Consider the following 20405-nt stretch of genomic DNA (forward strand, 5'->3'; position numbering starts at 1 on the left):
GATTTTTCAGGCCAAGTAAAGAGGGGGTTGGAAAACAGGGTTCAGGCGAACATCTCCGGCACGATCGGCAGGGTGCGGATACGCTTGCCGGTCGCGGCATGCAGCGCATTGACCAGCGCCGGGATCACCGGCGGCAGCGCCGGCTCGCCCATGCCGGTCGGCGGATAATCGGTCTTCACGAACTCGACGATGATCTGCGGCGTATCGGGGATTCGCTGCAACGGATGGGTGTCGAAATTGGCCTGCTCCACCGCGCCGGCCACCTGCGTGATCTTCTGCCCGGCCAGTGCCTGGCCCAGCCCCTCGATCACCGACCCCTGCGCCTGGTGCAGCGCATTCATCGGATTGATGATCTGGCTGCCGACATCGCCCGCGACCCACACGGTCGCGACCTTTGGCATGCCATCGATCAGCGCCACCTCCAGCACCTCGGCGAAATAGCCCATATGGCTGTAGTAAAAGGCAAAGCCCTTGCCCCGCCCCTTGGGCAATTTCCCGCGATCGGCCCAGCCGCTCAGCGCCACAACCTTCTCGATCACGCCCTTGGCGCGGCCGGTGACGAAGGGCGGCGCATTGGGACCGCGCGGCAATTCGCGCGGTTCGCCCAGCAATTCGAGCATCAGCGTCGGCAGATCCTTGCCCGCCGCCTGCGCGACCTCGTCCAGGAACGCCTGGGTGACGAAAGCCAGCGCATTGGAACCGGGCGCGCGCAGCCAGCCGGTCGGCATGTTGGAGCTGAGGAAACTCTGTTCCAGCAGCACCGTGTCGATCAGGCCGGCGGGGATTTCGGTCGCCGGCATCTCGGCCGACCGCACCGGCTTGCCGTCCTTGCCGAAGGTCACGAAATGATCGTGGAAGGCGGTCAGCTTGCCCGCCTTGTCCAGCGCCGCGCGGAAGCCGTGCCAGCCAGCCGGGCGATAGAAATCGCGCTGGATATCCTGCTGGCGGTTATAGAGCAGCTTCACCGGCACGCCCGGCAATTGCGCCGCGATCGCCGCCGCCTGCACCATATAGTCGTTCATCAGCCGCCGGCCGAAGCCGCCACCGATGCGGGTGAAATTGATGCGGATCTTGTCCGGCGGCAGGTTCAGCGCCTTGGCCACCAGCCCGCGCCCGCTTTCCGGATTCTGCGTCGGCGCCCAGATCTCGACCGCGCCATCCTCGAACAGGGCGGTGCAGTTCTGCGGCTCCAGCGTGCCATGCGCCAGAAAGGGATAATCATATTGCGCGCTGACCGTCTTCGCCGCCCCGGCAAAGGCGGCATCCACATCCCCGGCGCGGACGATGTCGCCATCGGCCTTGCCCTTCAGCCGTTCGGCCGCCTGCACCGCATAGCCCTCGGTCGAAAAGCCGCTGACGGCGCTCATGTCCCATTCGACCTTCAGCGCCTCGCGCGCCTGGTTGGCGCTCCACCAGCTTGTCGACAGGATGGCGACGCCGTCGAACAAGGATTCCGGCGTCCCGTCCCCCTTGATCGTCAGCACATGGGCCACGCCCGGCAGCGCCTTCACCGCGTCCAGATTGGCCGTCTTGAACGTCCCGCCAAAGGCCGGGCAGGTCTCCAGCACGGCATAGAGCATGCCCGGCAGCTTGAAATCGATCCCGAACAACGGCTTGCCCGCCACGATAGCCGGCGTATCCACGCCGCCGATCGACTGGCCGATGATGCGGAAATCCTTCGGGTCTTTCAGCGTCAATGTCGCCGGATCGGGCGGGGGCTGCTGTGCCGCGGCGGCGGCCAGCGCGGCATAGCTGATGCTCCTGCCCGACGCCGGATCGCTCACCTTGCCGCTGCCGGTCTTCAGCGTCGCGGGCGCTACGCCCCATTGTTGCGCCGCCGCCGCGACCAGCATCGCGCGCGCTGCCGCCCCGGCCTTGCGCGTCGGCAACCATTCGCGCGGCGTCGTGCGACTGCCCCCGGCCGTCTGCCCGCCGAATATCTTCTGGTCGGCATGGGTCTGCTCGATCGTCACCTGCGCCCAGTCGACGTCCATCTCCTCGGCAATCAGCATCGGCAGCATCGTCTTGGCGCCCTGCCCGATCTCGGCATTTTTCGCGCCGATGATGACGCGATTGTCGGGCAGGATGCGCACGAAGGCGGTCAATATCTGCGGCGTGCCCTCGGCCGCGCCGGCCAGCGGGATGTTGAGGTCGAACAACAGGCCGCCGCCCGCGACCAGCGAGGCGCTCAGGAAGCGGCGGCGCGACAGGATCGGCGCGTTCATGCCTTCGCTCCCGCCCTGGCCGCATCCTTGATCGCGGCGCGGATGCGGACATAGGTGGAGCAGCGGCACAGATTGCCCATCATCGCCGCATCAATATCCTCGTCACTGGGATCGGGCGTAGTCGCCAGCAGCGCGCTCGCGCTCATGATCTGCCCGGCCTGGCAATAGCCGCATTGCGGCACGTCCAGCTTGACCCAGGCATCCGATATCCGCTTGCCCGCATCGCTCTGCGCCACCGCCTCGATCGTGGTGATCGCCATGCCCTGCGCCTCGCCGATCGGCGTCTGGCAGGCGCGCGCCGGGCTGCCGTCGATATGCACGGTGCAGGCGCCGCACAGCCCCGCGCCACAACCGAACTTGGTGCCGACCATGTCCAGATCCTCGCGCAGTGCCCACAGCAGCGGCTTGGCCGGATCGGCCTCCACCGTGCGCGTCTGTCCATTGACCTTGAGACTGATCGCCATCGCCCTACCCCCGCTCAACCTTTGATTGTCGCGCGCAAAATAGATGGCAGAAAGGCACGGCCTGTCCAGAGGCTTCGAGGACAGTCGTCCAAGCCCCGGAAAAGCGATCGCTTTCGCAAGGCCCGGCTTGACTTGGCGCCCGCGCGCCTGTCTCTCCCTGTCCATCCCTATTCGCGACAGGAATTGCCATGACCGTCCGTATCTCGCTCGCGCTGCTCCTTGCCCTCGGCGCCTCCGCCCCGATCCTGGCCCAAGCCCCAACCACGACGCCCGCCTCGGCCACCGCTCAGGAAGACAAGGCGCTGCTCGCCTTCCTCGACCAGGCGTTCGACCAGCAACTGGCGCTCAGCCCGGAATCGATGACCAGCCTTGGCCTCAAGACCGACTATGGCAAGCTGGACGATTATAGCGAACGGGCCGACGCCCGCAGCCTGGCGCTGCAGGAACAGCAGCTCGCCGAACTGCATCGCCGCTTCTCGCCCGAACGGCTCGGCCCCTCGGCGCGGCTCAGCTATCGTCTGTTCGAAGCGCAGGTGGCGACATCGAAGCAGCAGGCGCCCTTTGCCAAATATGCCTTCCCAGTGTCCACCAATGGCAGCCCGGCGGGCAACATCCCGGTCTTCCTGATTAACGAACATCGCGTCGACAGCGTCGCCGATGCCCAGGCCTATATTGCCCGCCTGCGCGACAGCGAGCGGGTGATGAACGAGGTCGCGACCAAGATGCGCGACCAGGCGGCACAGGGCATCGTCCCGCCCAAGATGGTGTTCGCCCCCGCCCGCGCCGACGCGAAGAAGGTGATCAGCGGCGCGCCCTTCGATCAGGGACCGGACTCCACCCTGTTCGCCGATTTCAAGAAGAAGGTCGGCGCGCTCAAGGCATCGGATACGGAAAAGGCCAAGCTGATCGCGGACGCACAGGCCGCGCTGACCGGCCCCTTCGCCAAGGGTTTCCAGACCCTATTCGCCGCGCTCGATGCGATCGAACCCAGGGCCAAGGGCAATGACGGCGCCTGGAGCCTGCCGGGTGGCGAGGCCTATTATGATGCCCGCCTCGCCTTCTACACCACCACCAGCCTCAACGCTGACCAGATCCACCAGATCGGCCTGGACCAGGTGAAGGCGATCCGGGCGGAGATGGAGGCGGTAAAGGCGCGGATCGGCTTTGCCGGATCGCTGACCGATTTCTTCCAGGCGCTGCGCACCGATCCCAAGTTCAAATATCCCAATGATGCCGCCGGCCGCGAAGCCTATCTGGCGGACGCCCGCGCCGCCATCGCCCAGACCATGGACGCCGCGCCGCGCTTCTTCCGCGTCCTGCCCAAGGCGAAGCTGGAAGTGCGCGCGGTCGAGGCCTGGCGGCAGGAAACCGCCTCGGTCGCCTTCTACAACCAGCCCGCGCCGGACGGATCGCGCCCCGGCATCTTCTACGTCAACCTCGCCGACATGAATCAGGTGCAGAAGCCGCAGGTCGCAGCGATCGCCCATCATGAAGGCGCGCCGGGCCATCATTTCCAGATCGCCCGCGCGCAGGAACTGCCCGACCTGCCCAAATTCCGCCGCTTCGGCTATTATGGCGCCTATACCGAAGGCTGGGGCCTCTATAGCGAGCGCCTGGCCAAGGAAATGGGCGCCTATCGCGATCCCTATTCGGAATTCGGCATGCTCTCGCTGCAGATGTGGCGCGCGATCCGGCTGGTCACCGACACCGGCCTGCATGCCAAGCGCTGGACGCGCGAACAGGCGATCCAGTATTTCCGCGACAATGCGCCCCTGTCGGAACGCGACATCGTCAAGGAAGTCGATCGCTACATCAACAATCCGGGCCAGGCGACCAGCTACATGATCGGCCAGATTCGCATCACGCAGTTGCGCAAGGAAGCCGAGCAGGCGCTGGGCGCGAAGTTCGACATTCGCGACTTCCATGAAGTGGTGCTGGCCAATGGCGCCCTGCCACTCGACGTGCTGGGCGAACAGGTCCAGGCCTATATCGCGGTCACCAAGGCCAAGGGCTGAACCGCCCTACGCACCCGGCTTGTCCCGCCAGCAGGGGACAAGCCGGGTGAAGGCGGCACTCCCTGCCCCTTACAGCGTGCCGCGCAGAGTGAACTTCACCGCGCGGGGTTCGCCGTAGCGGGCGCTGCCGAGATAGAGGCCGGAATAATAGGTCTTGTCGAAGATATTCTCGACATGGACTGACAGCGAGAGATGGTCGGTGAAGCGATAATTGGCGAGCAGGTCGACCACCGCTAGGCTGCCCTGGCTGTAGGTTTCGCCATTCGGCCCTTCGCCGTCGGCCGTGGTCTTGCCCTGCCACTCGACATTGCCGCCGATCGTCAACGCGCTGAACTGGCCGGGCAGCGTATAGGCACTGAACATCTTGAAGCTGTTCTTGGCGATCTGCGGCATCTGGCGCACGCCGTCGCGATCTTCCGCTCGGGCGTTGGCAAAGCCGCCGGCGATGCGCCAGCCGGGCAGGATTTCGCCCTTCACCTCCAGTTCGAAGCCCGACGACTTCATGCCCGACACCGCATGATAGGCCGAACTGCCATCGGGCGCAAAAATGCCGGGGCCGTCGGCCAGGGCATAATTGTCCTGCTTCATCTTGAACACAGCGGCGGTGGCGCTGAGGCGGCCGTCGAGGAAGTCGGCCTTGAGCCCGGCTTCATAGGTATTGCCTTCGAGCGGGGCGATGACATCGCCATCGACGGTGCGCGATGTTTGCGGCGTGAACACGCTGGCATAGCTGACATAGGCCGAGAGGGTCTTGGTAAAGTCCAGCACCAGGCCGGCATAGGGGGTGAAGACCGCCTTTTCATCGACCACCGGGGTCCAGACCTTGGGGCCGGTCACGTCCTGCGCATAGCTGTCCTGCTTCCACCAGGTGAGGCGGCCGCCGGCGATGATCGAGAGCGGGGCGATCGGCTTCAGCCGGGCGACGCCGGCAATCGAACTGGTCTCGATCCGGTTGCCGGCGGTGCCGCCCGAAGGCGTCAGGTCGGGCTTGGCGACGTCACCGGTCGGGAAATAGCTATAGGCATTGATCGGATACATATAGTCGCTGCCGCCCCACCAGCCGGGATAGGGCGTCTGGTCATCGTCGAAACGGGTGTGGCTCAGGGTCAGGGCGACATGCTGTTCCTGGCCCAGTGCCTCGAACGCGCCGCGCAGATTGGCATAGACCGCGTCGAGCGTCAGGTCCGACGCCCAGCGGGTGGCGTAGAAGGTGCCGCCATCGCCGGTTTCCTTGTCGATCGCGGTGCCGAAATAATAGCCGATCGTCTCGTCATAGGAGCCGGACTTGTGCTCGGCATCGACCTGCAGATGCCAGTTGGCGTCGAAATCATGGGCGATCGAGGCGAAGATGTTGACGCTCTTGCGGCGGAAGTCGGACCAGTCGGCACCGCCATTGGTGGAGCGGGCGAAATCGGTCTTCGTGCCGTCGGTGAAGAAGAGCGGCACGCCGCCGCGCGAGGCGCCTTCGTTGCGGAAATTCTGATATTCGACGCCAGCGGTCAGCAGGGTATTCGGGCCAAGATCGGCCTCGATCACGCCATAGAGCGCCTGGCGCTTGGCATGTTCGCGGTCGATGAAAGTGTCGTTATCCTGCCAGGCCCCGGCGACGCGCGCGCGGATATGGCCGCTGGCGGTCAGCGCGCCGCCGATGTCGCCTTCCAGCCGGTATTTGTCCCAGGAACCGATGGTCGCCGCGACCGTCGCGCTCAGGTCCGCGCCGGGCCGCTTGCGGATCATGTTGATCGCCGCCGACGGCTCGCCGGTGCCGGTCATCATGCCGGCCGAACCGCGGATCACCTCGATCCGGTCATAGGCGATCATGTCGGCGGTATCTTCGGTGAAGCCATAGACATTCGACGGGCGGGCAACGCCGTCGACCAGATAATTCTGCACCGCAAAGCCGCGCGCGGTATAGTTGGTGCCGTCGGTGCCGAGCGCGCTGGAGCGGTTGGTCTGGATGCCGACGATCTGCTGCATCACTTCGGAAATGTCGGTCAGCCCCTGTTCCTGCATGCGTAGACTGTCGAGGCTGGTGACCGACTGGGGCGTTTCGCGGGCGGTGAGGTTGAGGCCGTTGGTCTCATTCTGGCCGGTAACGACGATGGAGTCCGGAGCGGGCGCGTTTGCATCAGGCTCGTCCGCGGGCGCCTGGGCCTGGGCGCTGGTGTTAGCCAGCAGCAAGCAGGCAGCGATCGACGCCGCGCCGTAGCGGACGAAATTCTTCTTCGATGCAAAGGACATAAGGCACTTCCCCCATATTTCGCCATGCCCTGAACATGGCGCCCTGGATGTTGGGGCGGCGCTTTAATGAGATTGATTTGCAAATGCAACGATTCGGAAACAAGCTGATGCAAAATATGCGCCGAGGCGCAATATGGCGCTATCGATCAGCCACGTTGGCTGCCGGGATGAGTGGGCGATTGATGCCGGGACAGCTCCGGTCGTTACTTTCGTCTGCCTCTTCGCATCGCTGCACGGGATCGTTTCGCGCGGAGCCGCAGACAAGAATAGTAAGGATGGGAAAAGGCAAGCTCCGCTTCTGGTCGTTACCAGACCATCCCCCCGCTATACCGGCAGCACGAACTCCACCGGCGCGGTGAATTCGATGCGGTCGCCGGATATGTCGGACGGAGCCTTGGGATAGGGTGAGGCGCGGTGCAGCATGGCGGCGGCTTCCTCGTCAAGCGAGGCGCGGCCGGAACTGCTGATCACCCGCCCTTCGATCAGCATGCCGGCACGGTCGATCACGAAGCGGACCTTCACCACCCCTTCCTCATGCCGCATCTTGGCGCGGCGGGGATAAATTTTGTGGGCATAGAGCCAGGAACGCACCCGCGCGGCATAGGCGCGGCTGTTGCCGGCCGGGGCGTTGGCGTCCAGCCCGTCGGCAATGCCGCGCCGGGCCGGCGGCGCGCCGGCGCTGGCGGCCATGACCGGCGTCGCCCTGGCCGCAGGCTGCGACGATGGCGCCGCTGCGGCCGCCGGCGTGGACGGAGCAGCCGGCGCCACCGCAACGGGCAGCGACAATGCGGAAGGGATCGCCACCATCGGCGGCGGCACCGGCTGCGGCGGGCTGACGGGCGTGGGAGGCGGCGCCTGCGTCGGCACCGGGGCTTCGGGCTGCGTCGTCGCCTCCGCCGCCTCGGCCTGTTCCGCCCCCTGCTCCACGCCCTTCAGCGCCGCCAGCGACATGACGGTCAGTGCAGCCCCCTCCTCGCGCTTCGGCGCGCGGCCCATGCCCAGGTTCAGTAGCGCCGCGATCAGCAGCGCGTTTATCCCGAGCGAGGCCGCCGCCGGCCCCGTGACGCGAAAGGGACGCCGCACGCCCGTCATGGCGTCAGAAGGTGTTCGCCACGGTGAAGCGGAAGCTCTGTCCCTCGGCGGCGAGCGACGACAGATGGCGGCGATATTGCTTGTCGAAGATATTATCCATGGCGATGCGGAATTCGAAGCCCTTGGCCACGCCACCCTGCGGCTTGAAGGCGAAGAACAGGTTGTGGACGCTGTAGCCCGGCGTCGCCAGGCCCGACCCGGCCGAGGCGAAGCTGCCCGGCGTCACCTTGTCCTGCCGCTCGGCAAATTCGCCGGTCCAGCCGCCCGACAGGCCGCTCGCCACATCATTATAGCCCAGCGTCAGGCGATAGTCGTTCGCCGGGATGGTGTTGAGATAATCGCCGGTCAGCCGGTTCTTGCCATCGATGAAGCTGGCATTACCGCGCGCATAGAAGCCGCCCATGCCATATTCGGCTTCCAGCTCGATGCCCTTGAAACGCGACCGGTTGATATTCTGGAAATAGGGCGTGCCCGCCGCGGCCGAGACGTTGACGATCAGATCCTTTACGTCGTTCTGGAACAGGGTGGTCTTCGCGCGGAAGCGGTCATTCTTGCCCAGCATATCGTCGAAGGACAAAGTGAAGCCGGCTTCATAATTGTCCGATTTCTCGGGCTTCAGATCGGGATTGTTCGGCCGGGTCGCGCTGCGGGTGAAGATTTCGTCGATATTGGGCATGCGCACGGTCCGCGCGACCGACCCGAACAGGCCGAACCAGGGCGTGATATTGTAGAGCGCCGCGAGCTTGGGCGACACGCCGCTATCCTTCACCTTGTCGGTCAGGACAGTGCCGCCGACCACCGTGTCGCCCGGCGTCAGGCGGGTCCAATCGACGCGCACGCCCGGCATGATGGTCAGCTTGTCGGACCAGACGATCTCCAGCTGACCGAACAGGCCGTAACGGTCCATGTCGCCTTCGGGATGGGTGCCCGCGCCCGGCGTCACCGTGCCGTCGAAATTGACGCGCGGGTTGTGCCGTTCCTGCGTGCTCCACTGGCCGCCCAGGATCAAGAAGGTCGTACAGTCGCCGCCCATGGCGAACTCGCTGGTGTTCTGGACCTTGGCCTGCCAGCTTTCATAGGAGAAATCGGAATATTCCAGGTTCGCGCCCAGGAAGGTCGTCTCGGTCTGGTGGACCTTGGACAGCGAATAGGCGACCTGCGCCTCGACATTGAAAAATTTGCTGCCGTCGAAGTCGTTGACATAGCCCAGCACGGCGGTCTTGTCATGAACCCGGCGGCGCATCAGCGAGCTGCCGGTGGCGGCCGAAATCTGGTCATAGACCTGCGGCGCGTCGCTGATCCAGTCCTGGTAGGACGCCCAGATCGCATGCTTCTTGTTGCCGCCGATCGCGACCCGGCCCTTGACCAGCCAGCTGTCGGATTCGGTGGCGGAGGCAGCGACGGTGTCGCCATTGCCGCTCTTGTAATCGTCGGTGCGGCGATAATTATAGCTGCCCAGCAGCTCGACGCCATCGACCGGCTCGGTCGCGACAATGCCCGACAGCGTATGGCCCTGCGCATTGGTTTCGGTCGCGCCCTTCAACCGCACGGCCAGCTTGTCGCCGTCGCGCAGGAAGTCCGACGCATCCTTGGTGGTGAAGTTGATCACGCCCGCCAGCGCGCCCGCGCCATAGAGGGTGGAAGATGCCGGGCCGCGCAGCACCTCGACCCGCTTGTAGAGTTCGGGCTCGCTGAAGAAGGCGCCCATGCGATATTGTTCGTAGAATTTGGTGACGCCATCGACCGTCATCAGGATGCGGTTGTCGCTGTCGCCGATCGCCGTGCCCATGCCGCGAATGTTGAAGCCCTGGCCCAGCTGGCCGACGCCGCCCTGCACATTGACGCCCGGCATGCCTTCCAGCAGGTCGCCGATCGTCGTCGCCTGCAACTGGTCGATATCCTCCTGGTCCAGCGCGGTCACCGCCTGCGGCGTGTCCAGCGCGACCTTCTCGACGCCTGCGGAGATGATCATCCGGTCGAGCGCGAACTGCGAATCGCTCGCGACCGCAATGTCGTCACTCTGGTCCTGGGCCATTGCCGGCAAAGGCAGTGCGATCAGCGCGGTGCCCAGCAGAAGCAGGGTCTTGGACTTGGTCATGAGAAATGCCCCCGTATCATTGTTGCGGCGCATCACGCGCCGGGTTGGCCGCTCTCTACCGGCATTAAATGCTATTGCAAGTGATTCTCACTATATATTATAGAGGAGCGTAACGAAACCAAGGGGAACCCCATTGTCCAACCATCGCCGCCCGGTGAACGCCCTGTTCGCCGCCGCCTTGCCTGTGCTGCTATTGGCCGGCGCCACCGCTGCCCAGGCGCATATGCCCTATGTACTGCCGACCCTGTTCGATGCCGGAAAGGCCGACCATGTCACCGTCACCTCGGCCTTTGCCGAGGATGCCTTCGTCCCCGAAGTCGCGATGCGCGACGCGCCCTTTCACCTGGTCGCGCCAGATGGCAGCCAGGCGACCACCGGCCCGGTCACCTATCTGCGTGACCTGTCGGTGTTCGAGGCTGATCTGAAGGCGGACGGCACCTATCGCATCACCACCGGCCAGCGCGCCGGACGCAAGGGCAAGATGTTCCGCGTCGGCGACAGCTGGCAGATGCGCGGCGAAGGCGGCGATCCCAAGCCCGGCACGCAGGAGGTCGAGGTGCAGAGCATGACGCTCGCCGACGCCTATGTCACCCGCGGCCAGACGACGCAGGCCGCGCTCAAGCCGGTCGGCACGGGCCTCGAAATCCAGCCGGTCACCCATCCCAACGCCATCGTGTCGGGCAGCGATGCCAGCTTCGTGCTGCTGTTCGACGGCAAGCCCCTGCCCGCCACGCAGGTCACCCTGTTCCGCAGCGCCGGCGTGCATGACGGCCGCAAGGTCGCGACCGAGACCAAGAGCGACGCGCAGGGCCGCTTCAGCCTGAAGCCCGACGACGCCGGCACCTATCTGATCCTGGTCCGCCATCGCGGCGCCGCCCCGGCCGGGTCGGAAACACCCTATCGCAGCTACACCTACACGCTGGCGTTCGACGCCGCCTGATATTCCGGAGACGCACCATGAAAACCCGTTCCATCCTGATCGCCGCCGTCGTTGCCGCCGCCGGCACGCCCGCCTTCGCCGCCCCGCATGAAGGCGGCGCCTTCGTCCACGACTATGACAGCAACCATGACGGCAAGGTCGACCGCGCCGAGTTCGACGCGGTGCGCGTCACCCGCTTCAAGGCGACCGATGCCAATGGCGACGGTTGGGTGTCGGAGGATGAATATGTCGGCGAATATGCCGCCCGCCTCGAAAAGCAGCTCGCGGAATCGAGCCTGACCGAAGAGAAGAAGACCGAGGAGCGCCAGCGCCAGATCCGCCAGGCCCATGTCCGCTTCAACGTCCTCGACAAGGACAAGGACGGCAAGATGGCCCAGGCCGAATATGACGCGTCAGGCGCGCGCGCCTTTGCCGAGCAGGACGCCGACAAGGACGGCATCGTCACCGCCGCCGACGTGCAGGCGACCAACGCCCGCATGGCCGCGATGCGCGCCAAGACCGACAGCTGACACAAAGAAGGACCGGGGTTGCCGGTCCTCATCGAGCTTACCAGGGAAGGGGCCGGGCCGTGCAGACCCGGCCCCTTTCGCGTGTCAGAGACTGTTTGAGAAAGCCGGTTCCAGCCCGCTCCCCCGCCCAACCACCCGATCCAGTGTCATCCTGTCGGGCGGTTGGGCGGGGGAGCGGGCTGGAACCGCGCTGAAAAATCGCTCTTTCGCGATTTTTCAAACAGGCACTCAGGCCCAGTTGAAGGGCAAGGGCGCCTCGCGGAAGGCGAAGCGGTCGAGATGGTCGGCGACGACCTGCTTGAACTTCTCGACATCGGCGTCCGCATTGGGTTCCAGCACCACGGTCAGCAGCTCGGCATCGGCACTCAGGTGGATCGGCCCCATCGGAAAGGCGATCTCGCCCTTGTCCGCATCGAAGCTGGTCTCGAACTTGTGGCTCCAATGCTTGCAAAGCTGCTGCAGGTAACGGCTGCCATGGGTGGTCGGCACGGTGGCGGTCAGCGTCATGGGGTCAGAGCCTTTCGATCTTGCTGGCGGCCTCGTCGATCAGGGCCGCGACGTCGAACATGGTTTGGGAATCGGCGCCTTCCTTTTCAAGCCGATGCTGGATCGCCACGCGCATATTCTGCAGCGCGCGGCGCACCGGCGCGGCATCATTACGCTGCGCCTTGCTGGCCAGATGCGCCAGCTTCTCCATCACCTCGGCAACGCCGGCCTCATGCTCGGCCAGATGGGCCGTGCCCGCCTCGGTAATGGCGAACAGCTTGCGGCTGCCTTCGCCGGGCTGCTCGGCGATCAGGTCCATGTCGGCCAGCAGGGTCAGGGTCGGATAGACGACACCCGGACTGGGCGCATAGACAGACCCCGACAGGCTCTCGATCTCGCGGATCAGGTCATAGCCGTGACGCGGCGCATCGGCGATCAGCTTGAGCAGGATGAGCTTCAGCGCATCATTGCCGAACAGCCGCCGGCGCCCGCCGCCACGCCCGCCCCGGCCCCCGGCCCGACCACCGCCGAAACCGCGCCCGAAACCCTCGGGGCCAAAGCCGCCCGGTCCGAAGAAGCGGCCATGGCCGCATTCACCGCGATGGCCCAAGCCGCGCGGGTCGAAACCGCGATCGACCATGGCGTCATCCATGTGCCGGCCCGGCCGGCAACCCCGGCGCCCAGCGCCGCGATCGGAATGGGAAAAATGCATATTCTCTCTTTCAAAATGCTTCATGATGCATTGTGATATATCTTAAAATTCATCAGCGTCAATATGTGAGATATATCTTTATGCATCTTATTACAGGGACTCCCACCCGAAACGCCGGAAAATCAGGCTTATCGCCTCAGGGTATAAGCATTATGCAGAATGTGATTGTTCTTGCGATCGATTGTCGTTAGCAGCCCTGCCCAACATGGATCAGGGGATCGCGATGCTGCATCATATCGAAATTCGTCACTCTGCAATCGCGCTGGCGGCGCTGACCATCGCCCTCGCATCGCCAGCCATGGCGCAGCAGGCCGAGGCCGACGCTGACAAGAGCAGCAAATCGATCGTCGTCACCGCGGCCCGCTCGATCCTGCCGCCCAATGCGCTGCCGCTGACGATCGACCTGATCGACAAGCAGATGCTCGACCAGCAGATCGCGATTTCCGGCTCGGTCACCGATGCCATCTCCACCCTCACCCCCAGCTTCTCCCCCACGCGCGGCAAACTGTCGGGCGCAGGCGAAACGCTGCGCGGCCGCTCGCCGCTCTACGCCATCAACGGCATCCCGCAATCGACCCCGCTGCGCGACGGCAGCCGCGACGGCTTCACCATCGACGGCTTCTTCATCGACCGGGTCGAACTCATCTATGGCTCCAACGCGCTGCAGGGGATTGGCGGCACCGGCGGCATCGTCAACCAGGTGACGGTCGGCGCGCCGAAGGAAGAGGGCATCAGCGGCCGGGTGCTGCTGCAGGGATCGGCCAGTGACGATTTCGACGGCGACGGCTTCGGCGGCAAGGCAGCCGGGCTGGTCCAATATAAGGCCGGCGCTTTCGATGCCACGGTCGGCGCCTCCTATGAAAAGCGCGGCGCCTTCTATGACGCGCGCAACCGCCGCATCGGCATCAACCTGACCCAGGGCGAGACCCAGGCGTCGCAGACCACCGATGTCTTCGCGCGGCTGGGCTATGCGGTCGGCGATACCGGCCGGCTCGACCTCATCCTCAATCGCTATGAGTTGAAGGGCGATGGCGACTATGTCCCGCTCGCCGGCAGCCGCGCCAACGGCCTCCCCACCACCGCGGTCAAGGGCGACGCCCCCGGCACGCCGGGATCGAACCGCACCGAAAGCGCATCCCTCTCCTATACCGACAGCGATGTCGCCGGCGGCAACCTCGTCACCCAGCTTTTCTTCAACCGCAGCCGCGACATTTTCGGCGGCGAGTTCGCCGCGATCGCGACCTTCCAGGATCCCAGCATCGCGCCGGTCGGTACATTGTTCGACCAGTCGCAGAACCGCTCGCGCAAGATCGGCGGCAAGATCAGCTATGAACGCGCCCTGCCCGGTTTCGAGGCGCTGACCACCACGGTCGGCCTCGACGTCCTGTTCGACAAGACGGAACAGCGCTTGATGGTCACCGGCCGCACCTGGGTGCCGCCCAGCGACTTCCGTTCCATCGCCCCCTTCGCCCAGGCCAATCTCAAGATCGCCGACGGGCTGGTCCGCGTCGCCGGCGGCGTGCGCTGGGAAAATGTGCAGGTGAAGATCGACGATTTCCACACCCTCGCCTCCACCACCGCGCCCAATTATGGCGGCGTCGATGTCGCGGGCGGCAAGCCCAAATTCTCCGACGCGCTGCTGAACGGCGGCCTCATCTTCGAACCGCTTGACGGCATTCGTGCCTATGCCAGCTATGCCGAGGGCTTCACCATGCCCGATGTCGGCCGCGTCACCCGGTCGATCGGCGTCGCGGGCGTCGACCTCGACGATTATCTCGACATCAGCCCGATCGTCTCCAACAACCGCGAAATCGGGCTGGAGGTGAAGCGCGGCCCGATCGACGCCAGCGCCACCTATTTCTGGTCGTCCAGCGACAAGGGCCAGATATTGATCGCGCAGGGCGACGGCATCTTCACCGTGCAGCGCCAGCGGGTCGAGATCGAAGGGCTCGAAATCAACCTCGGCGTGCAGACGCCGCTGCCGGGCCTCAAGCTCTCCACCGGCTATGCCCATCTCAAGGGCCGCTATGACAGCGACAGCGCCAATCCCGACGGCATCGTCGATACCGATCTGGACGGCACCAACATCTCGCCCGATCGCCTGAACGTCGCCGCCGACTATCGCCATGGCGCCATCTCGGCGCGGCTGCAGACCCAATATTATCTGTCGCGCAATTTCCATGGCAAGGCGAACCCGGACCGGCGCAACAATTTCGGCGGCTATGCGGTCACCGACGCCTATCTCCGCTACGACACCGCATCACTGGGCGGCGTCTATCTCAGCGTCCAGAATCTGTTCGATAAATTCTATATCGACTATAATAGCGACACGCGCCTGCCCAACGACAATCTGGCCTTCTTCGCCGGTCGCGGGCGGCTCTTCACCCTGGGCTGGGATTATCGCTTCTGATGATAAGCGGGCGGGCCACGGCCCGCCCGTTAAGGCCATCAGAGCGACGCGAAATCGATCGGCGCATGCCGGTCGAGCGTGCGGCTCTGGTCCTCCAGCGGATATTTGAGGCCGCTGGCGCAATTGAACAGCACCGCGCGTTCATCCCGCCCGATCACCCCCTCGTCCAGCGCTCGGCTGTAGGCCGCCAGCGTCGCCCCACCCTCGGGACAGAGCAGCAACCCGTCGTCGCGCGCCACGTCGCGCACCGCCGCCGCGATCGCCGCGTCCGACACCGCCAGCGCCGCGCCGCCGCTTTCCCGCACGGCGCGCAGGATCAGGAAGTCGCCCACCGCCCTGGGCACGCGAATGCCCATTGCGATGGTCTGGGCATCCTCCCAGCGTTCGGCAAATTCCACGCCCTGCTCGAACGCGCGAACCATCGGCGCGCAGCCCTCGGCCTGCACCGCGAACATCTTGGGGCGCTTGGAGCCGATGAAGCCGATCTTCTCCAGCTCATCGAACGCCTTCCACATGCCGATCAGGCCGGTGCCGCCGCCGGTGGGATAGAAGATCGCGTCGGGCAGTTCCCAGCCGAGCTGCTCGGCCAGTTCCAGCCCCATCGTCTTCTTGCCCTCGATCCGATAGGGCTCCTTGAGCGTCGAGAAATCGAACCAGCCGCGCTCCTTGACGCCCTGGCCGACGATCGCGCCGCAATCGTCGATATAGCCGTTGACGCGATAGACCCGCGCGCCCTGCGCCGCGATCTCGCGCACATTCACTTCGGGCGTATCGGCCGGGCAGAAGATCACCGATTCCATGCCGGCGACCGCGGCATAGGCGGCCAGCGCCGCGCCAGCATTGCCATTGGTCGGCATCGCCACCTGGGTCACGCCCAGTTCCTTGGCCATGGAGACGGCCATGACGAGGCCGCGCGCCTTGAACGACGCGGTCGGCAACCGCCCCTCATCCTTGGCCAGCAACTGCGCCCCGCCCAGCCGCTTGGCCGTGCGCGGCAGCGAGATCAGCGGCGTCGCATTCTCGCCCAGGCTCACGATGTTGCTGGTCTGCCGCACCGACAGCAATTCGCGCCAGCGCCACAGGTCCATCGGCCGCGCGGCCAGTGCCTCCTTGGTCAGCGTGGCCCGCACGCCGTCCAGATCATAGCGCACCAGCAGCGGCTTGCCCGCCGCCGACAGCCCATGCAGCCGATCCGCCTCATAACGCTCGCCGGTCAGCGAACATTCCAGATGGGTGACAAAGGTCGGACGGTCGGTGGTGAGGTTCAGGTCGTGCAGCAAAAGGGCCTCCGTTCGGGCAAGGATTCGGTGCATTCGCGGCCCCACGGGGGACCCTGACCGATCCAGCCCGAACGGGGCGGATATTTGTCACTCCGGCTTCTTCGCCACGCTGACCATGGCGGGGCGCAGCAAGCGGTCCTTGATGCTGTAGCCGGCCTGCATTTCCACCAGCACGGTGCCCGGCTCGGCGTCCGCCGACGGCAGTTCCATCACCGCCTGATGCTTGTTCGGGTCGAGCGGCTGGCCGACCGATTCGATCTTGGTGATGCCGTTGCGGCCGAACACCGCCTCCAGCTCGCGGCCGGTGGCTTCCAGGCCGGTGACCAGTCCCTTGAACTTGTCGTCCTCGCGCAGATCGGCGGGAATGGCGGCCAGTGCCCGGCCCAGATTGTCGGCCACCGACAGCATGTCGCGGGCAAAGCTGGTCGCGGCATAGGCACGCGCGTCGGCCAGTTCCTTCTCCAGCCGGCGCCGCACATTCTGCGTATCGGCATGGGCGTAGAGAATGTCCTGCTTGGCCGTTTCCAGCTCGGCTTCCAGCGCTGCGATACGCTCGGCATTGGCGTTTTCAGGGGCGTCCACGGGGGTCTCCTCCTCGGGCAGCTGGTCCAGGGTTTCGGTATTTTCGATAGTCTGCTTGTCTTCGCTCATCTCATCAATCTCGACAGCGTCTGTGCGGTGAAATCCACCATGGGGATCACTCGGGCATAGTTCAAGCGCGTGGGGCCGATCACGCCGACCACGCCGACGACCCGGCCGTCCCCGCCGCGATAGGGGGCGGCTATGACCGATGAACCCGAAAGGGAAAAGAGCTTGTTTTCCGAACCGATGAAGATTTTGGTCGCGCTGCCGGCCAGCGCGCTCTCCAGCAGGCGCGAAATCTCCTGCTTGCCCTCCAGCTGCTCCAGCAATTGCCGCACCCGGTCGAGGTCGGCGGCGGTGCCATCGTCGATCAGATGCGCCTGCCCCCGCACGATCAGCACGGGACGGTCATCGGCGTCATGGCTCCAGATCGCGATGCCGCGCGTCACCAGTTCGCGCGCCGCGCCCTCCAGCGTAGAGCGCTCCTGCTCCATCTCGCGGGCCAGCAGGTCGCCGGCCTGGCGCAGGGTCAACCCGCCAAAGCGCGCCGACATGAAATTGGCCGCCTCGTTCAGCATCGATGGCGTCACCCCGCGCGGCAGGTCGAGCACGCGATTCTCGATCGACCCGTCCTGCCCCACCAGCACCGCCAGCGCCTGACGGTCATTGAGCGGCACGAAGCCGAACTGGCGCAACACCGGCTCGCGCCGGGGCACCATGACGATGCCGGCGCAGGCCGAAAGCCCCGACAGCGTCGCCGTTGCCGCCGACAGCGCCTCCTCGATCGGCCCGCCCTCGGCCAGCCCCGCCTCGATCGCGCGGCGCTCCTCGACCGACGGCTCGGCCGCCTGCATCATCCCGTCGACGAACAGCCTCAGCCCGGTCTCGGTCGGCATCCGCCCGGCCGAGGTGTGCGGCGCGGCGAGCAGGCCCAGTTCCTCCAGATCCTGCATCACATTGCGGATCGAGGCGGCCGAGAGGCTCAGCCCCATCTTGCTGATCGTGCGCGACCCCACCGGCAACCCGGTGCCCAGATAGCTATCCACCACCATGCGAAACACGTCGCGCGCGCGGTCATTCAGTTCGGCGATGGAGGCAGTGGCGGCCATGGCGATGATGTAGGCGGCTTTGGGCGCCGGCTCAACGGGGGATTGGGTAAAGGTATGACAAGCACGGCAAGCCCCCCCCTCCCTCTGCCCAAGCAGATGCCAGATAGTTGAGCTTGCATATATACAAGGATTAGGGAAAGCGTTTGCCATGCTTGAAAAACTGAACGTCACCCGATTCAAAACCCTACGCGAAGAGGCGCTCGAGTTTGGCCGCGTCAATCTGTTTATCGGCGGCAACGGCACTGGAAAATCGAATATCCTTGAGGCAATTGGGATTGCCTCCGCATGCCTTGGCCGGGGCTTGGGTGACACTGATATCGGGCTTAAGGGTCTTCGGATAACGCCGCCGGAGCTAATGAAATCGTCGTTCAAAAATGAGGATCTGCCAAAAACTTTTGCGCTTGAAGGGGAATTCTCAAGCGGGGTGACGTACAAATGCACGTTGCAAAGCCGGGAAGGCGATCCTCTCCTGAGGTTTTTTTCTGAATCAGCCACTGTCGGCAATCGGCGGATATTTGGCCGCAGCAACAGAGGCGCCAGTGCCACGGGCGTCTCCCATGTCGATCGCCTCGAGCAACATCGAGGAATCTGGGACCAGATCAAAGCCACCTATGAAATTGAATCGCAAATCGCGGATGAGTTCCAGCGCTTCTCCCGCTATGTAATTTACACGCCGCAAACCGATTTTCTACGCGGTAGGTGGAGTGGAAGAATTGACACACCTCCCATCGGCCTTCACGGAGAAGGCCTTCCCGAAGCAGCATCGACGTTTTTGGATTGCTGGCGCCGGTACTTACCGGGAAATCCACTTCATACTATTGAACATGAAAAGGAAATTATAAATTCTTTGGTTGACCTTGTATGGCTTCCAGGATGGGCATCGCAATTTGGAAGCCATTACGCCCCAGCCTCTCTAACATCGCGAGATATTGCAGACAGAGCAAGTAAAATTCTCTATTTCAGAGATAAGTTTATGCATGCAAGTCGCAATAGATTGTCAGGATACGACAGCAGCGAAGGAACTTTATTTTTATTATTTTCAGCCATAGTACTTGGCCATCCAGATGCGCCGCGAATTTTTGCACTTGACAATGTAGATAATGCATTAAACCCTAGACTGACAAAAAGTTTAGTGGAACGAGTTATTAAAATTTGCGAAATCACCAATGAGAACAATTCAAGCCTTGGCGCACAACAAGTTTTCTTGACAAGTCACAACCCAACTGCGCTTGATGCTTTCGACTTATTTGATGACAACAATAGAATATTTGTTGTCAAAAGAAATGCAAAAGGACACACAACCGCAAAAAGACTAATCCCACCGGAGGGAATGACTAAAGATAATTGGGAAATTGTTAGAGGCGGGCGCAATTTGTCACAACTCTGGCTGGACGGCGATATTCCTGGCGCGTTAGGTAACATATGATAAACATAGGAGTAATATGCGAAGGACCAACTGACTATCCAGCCATTGTTCATTTTCTGGGCGCAGCCTTGCAAGCCGAAGGAATTAAGTCATCCTTCAGGCCCCTATTTCCAGACATGGACAACACGAGGCCGATCGGCGGGTGGGCTAACGTATTTTCATGGCTAAAAAAATATCCGCCTGAAGCACGGATACAGCGCTTTTTTTTCCGGCGGGTTATTTGGTGGCGATTTGAAATCTGAACTTCTTGATGCCATCATCATACAGCTGGACGCAGATGTTTTGGACGATTCATCCTTTAAAAATTACATTGAAGAACATTTCAATATCACTCTTCTGAAAATGTCCGAGCCAAATGATAGAGCAGATCAAATAAAGGTTGTCCTTTTGTCTGCTGCACGAATCAGAGAAATGGCTAATATCGATGTAGAGCGGCACATTTTACTACCAGCCGTTGAATCTACAGAATCATGGTGCGTTTCAGCATTTTCAGCACAGCCCATAGAGAGCAACCGGCTATCAGGGATAGCTTTAACGAACGCCTTCATGAAAGCACTAGAAGTATCTGAAAGCAAAATTCCTAACGAAACTTATAAAAACTGCGACAAATCATCCAGTCGTCGCGAAAAATTCTGCCTTAAACACAAAGATGGGCACAACCGAATATCACGAGATTCTCCACAATTCTTGTCCGCTTTGCAGCAAGCAATGACATTGAACAGGAAATAGATAAAATTCTACCGCTTAGCTATTTTCCTATTCCATTCCTACTCGCCACTCTTCTGATCTAACCTACGTGATGAAACCGCCCTCCCC

Annotated in this window: 16 protein-coding genes; 6 read left to right on the plus strand and 10 right to left on the minus strand. The window is 63.3% G+C overall.

From position 1 onward, the window contains the following. Positions 1-41: 41 nt before the first annotated feature. Both HH800_RS16110 and HH800_RS16115 read right to left on the minus strand, forming a co-directional pair. Entirely contained in the window at positions 42-2225 is a 2184-nt protein-coding gene (locus tag HH800_RS16110) for a xanthine dehydrogenase family protein molybdopterin-binding subunit (protein ID WP_169861678.1), read from the minus strand. Then, on the minus strand, positions 2222-2689 hold the full coding sequence (locus HH800_RS16115) for a (2Fe-2S)-binding protein (protein WP_004210954.1): 468 nt from the start codon (positions 2687-2689) through the stop codon (positions 2222-2224). The genes HH800_RS16110 and HH800_RS16115 overlap by 4 nt, the downstream gene beginning before the upstream one ends. A 188-nt stretch (positions 2690-2877) precedes the next feature. On the opposite strand from HH800_RS16115, the gene HH800_RS16120 reads away from it, so the two are divergent. Beyond that, on the plus strand, positions 2878-4704 hold the full coding sequence (locus tag HH800_RS16120) for a DUF885 domain-containing protein (RefSeq protein WP_169861679.1): 1827 nt from the start codon (positions 2878-2880) through the stop codon (positions 4702-4704). Positions 4705-4773: 69 nt separating this feature from the next. Here HH800_RS16120 and HH800_RS16125 read toward each other — a convergent pair whose 3' ends face one another. From HH800_RS16125 to HH800_RS16135, 3 genes are all read right to left on the minus strand, one after another. Beyond that, complete coding sequence (locus HH800_RS16125; RefSeq protein WP_169861680.1) at positions 4774-6945, minus strand: TonB-dependent siderophore receptor; 2172 nt, start codon at positions 6943-6945, stop codon at positions 4774-4776. 324 nt (positions 6946-7269) lie between these two features. Then, a complete protein-coding gene (locus tag HH800_RS16130; protein ID WP_169861681.1) occupies positions 7270-8037 on the minus strand; it encodes an energy transducer TonB in 768 nt (255 codons plus the stop codon). A gap of 4 nt (positions 8038-8041) precedes the next feature. Next, positions 8042-10135: a TonB-dependent receptor domain-containing protein gene (locus tag HH800_RS16135; RefSeq protein ID WP_235681901.1), complete on the minus strand. Its 2094-nt coding sequence runs from the start codon at positions 10133-10135 to the stop codon at positions 8042-8044. 133 nt (positions 10136-10268) lie between these two features. Here HH800_RS16135 and HH800_RS16140 point away from each other — a divergent pair, with 133 nt between their 5' ends. Continuing rightward, positions 10269-11075, plus strand: a complete 807-nt coding sequence (locus HH800_RS16140; protein ID WP_169861683.1) for a DUF4198 domain-containing protein — start codon at positions 10269-10271, stop codon at positions 11073-11075. Between the two features lie 17 nt (positions 11076-11092). Further along, positions 11093-11584: a hypothetical protein gene (locus HH800_RS16145; RefSeq protein WP_169861684.1), complete on the plus strand. Its 492-nt coding sequence runs from the start codon at positions 11093-11095 to the stop codon at positions 11582-11584. A 228-nt stretch (positions 11585-11812) separates the two neighbouring features. On the opposite strand, the gene HH800_RS16150 is transcribed toward HH800_RS16145, so the two are convergent. After that, the gene (locus HH800_RS16150) at positions 11813-12091 is read right to left on the minus strand and encodes a DUF2218 domain-containing protein (protein WP_004210943.1); all 279 of its coding nucleotides are present in this window, start codon (positions 12089-12091) and stop codon (positions 11813-11815) included. Positions 12092-12095: 4 nt separating this feature from the next. Then, entirely contained in the window at positions 12096-12722 is a 627-nt protein-coding gene (locus HH800_RS16155; RefSeq protein WP_169861685.1) for a PadR family transcriptional regulator, read from the minus strand. A 265-nt stretch (positions 12723-12987) separates the two neighbouring features. Here HH800_RS16155 and HH800_RS16160 point away from each other — a divergent pair, with 265 nt between their 5' ends. Beyond that, positions 12988-15192, plus strand: coding sequence for a TonB-dependent receptor (locus HH800_RS16160; protein WP_419248209.1), 2205 nt, complete (start codon positions 12988-12990; stop codon positions 15190-15192). Between the two features lie 38 nt (positions 15193-15230). Here the strand turns inward: HH800_RS16160 and HH800_RS16165 are convergent, their stop codons facing one another. The 3 genes from HH800_RS16165 to hrcA form a co-directional block, all read right to left on the minus strand. After that, on the minus strand, positions 15231-16472 hold the full coding sequence (locus HH800_RS16165; RefSeq protein ID WP_169861686.1) for a threonine synthase: 1242 nt from the start codon (positions 16470-16472) through the stop codon (positions 15231-15233). Positions 16473-16559: 87 nt separating this feature from the next. Continuing rightward, positions 16560-17123: a nucleotide exchange factor GrpE gene (grpE, locus tag HH800_RS16170; RefSeq protein WP_169861687.1), complete on the minus strand. Its 564-nt coding sequence runs from the start codon at positions 17121-17123 to the stop codon at positions 16560-16562. Beyond that, the gene (hrcA, locus tag HH800_RS16175; RefSeq protein ID WP_037510582.1) at positions 17120-18163 is read right to left on the minus strand and encodes a heat-inducible transcriptional repressor HrcA; all 1044 of its coding nucleotides are present in this window, start codon (positions 18161-18163) and stop codon (positions 17120-17122) included. Before hrcA ends, grpE begins: the two co-directional genes overlap by 4 nt. A 148-nt stretch (positions 18164-18311) precedes the next feature. Here hrcA and HH800_RS16180 point away from each other — a divergent pair, with 148 nt between their 5' ends. Together HH800_RS16180 and HH800_RS16185 are read left to right on the plus strand one after the other, a co-directional pair. Continuing rightward, a complete protein-coding gene (locus tag HH800_RS16180; RefSeq protein WP_169861688.1) occupies positions 18312-19589 on the plus strand; it encodes an AAA family ATPase in 1278 nt (425 codons plus the stop codon). A 231-nt stretch (positions 19590-19820) separates the two neighbouring features. Continuing rightward, the gene (locus HH800_RS16185) at positions 19821-20318 is read left to right on the plus strand and encodes a hypothetical protein (protein WP_169861689.1); all 498 of its coding nucleotides are present in this window, start codon (positions 19821-19823) and stop codon (positions 20316-20318) included. Positions 20319-20405: the final 87 nt, after the last annotated feature.

Source organism: Sphingobium yanoikuyae, from assembly GCF_013001025.1.
GTDB lineage: Bacteria > Pseudomonadota > Alphaproteobacteria > Sphingomonadales > Sphingomonadaceae > Sphingobium > Sphingobium yanoikuyae_A.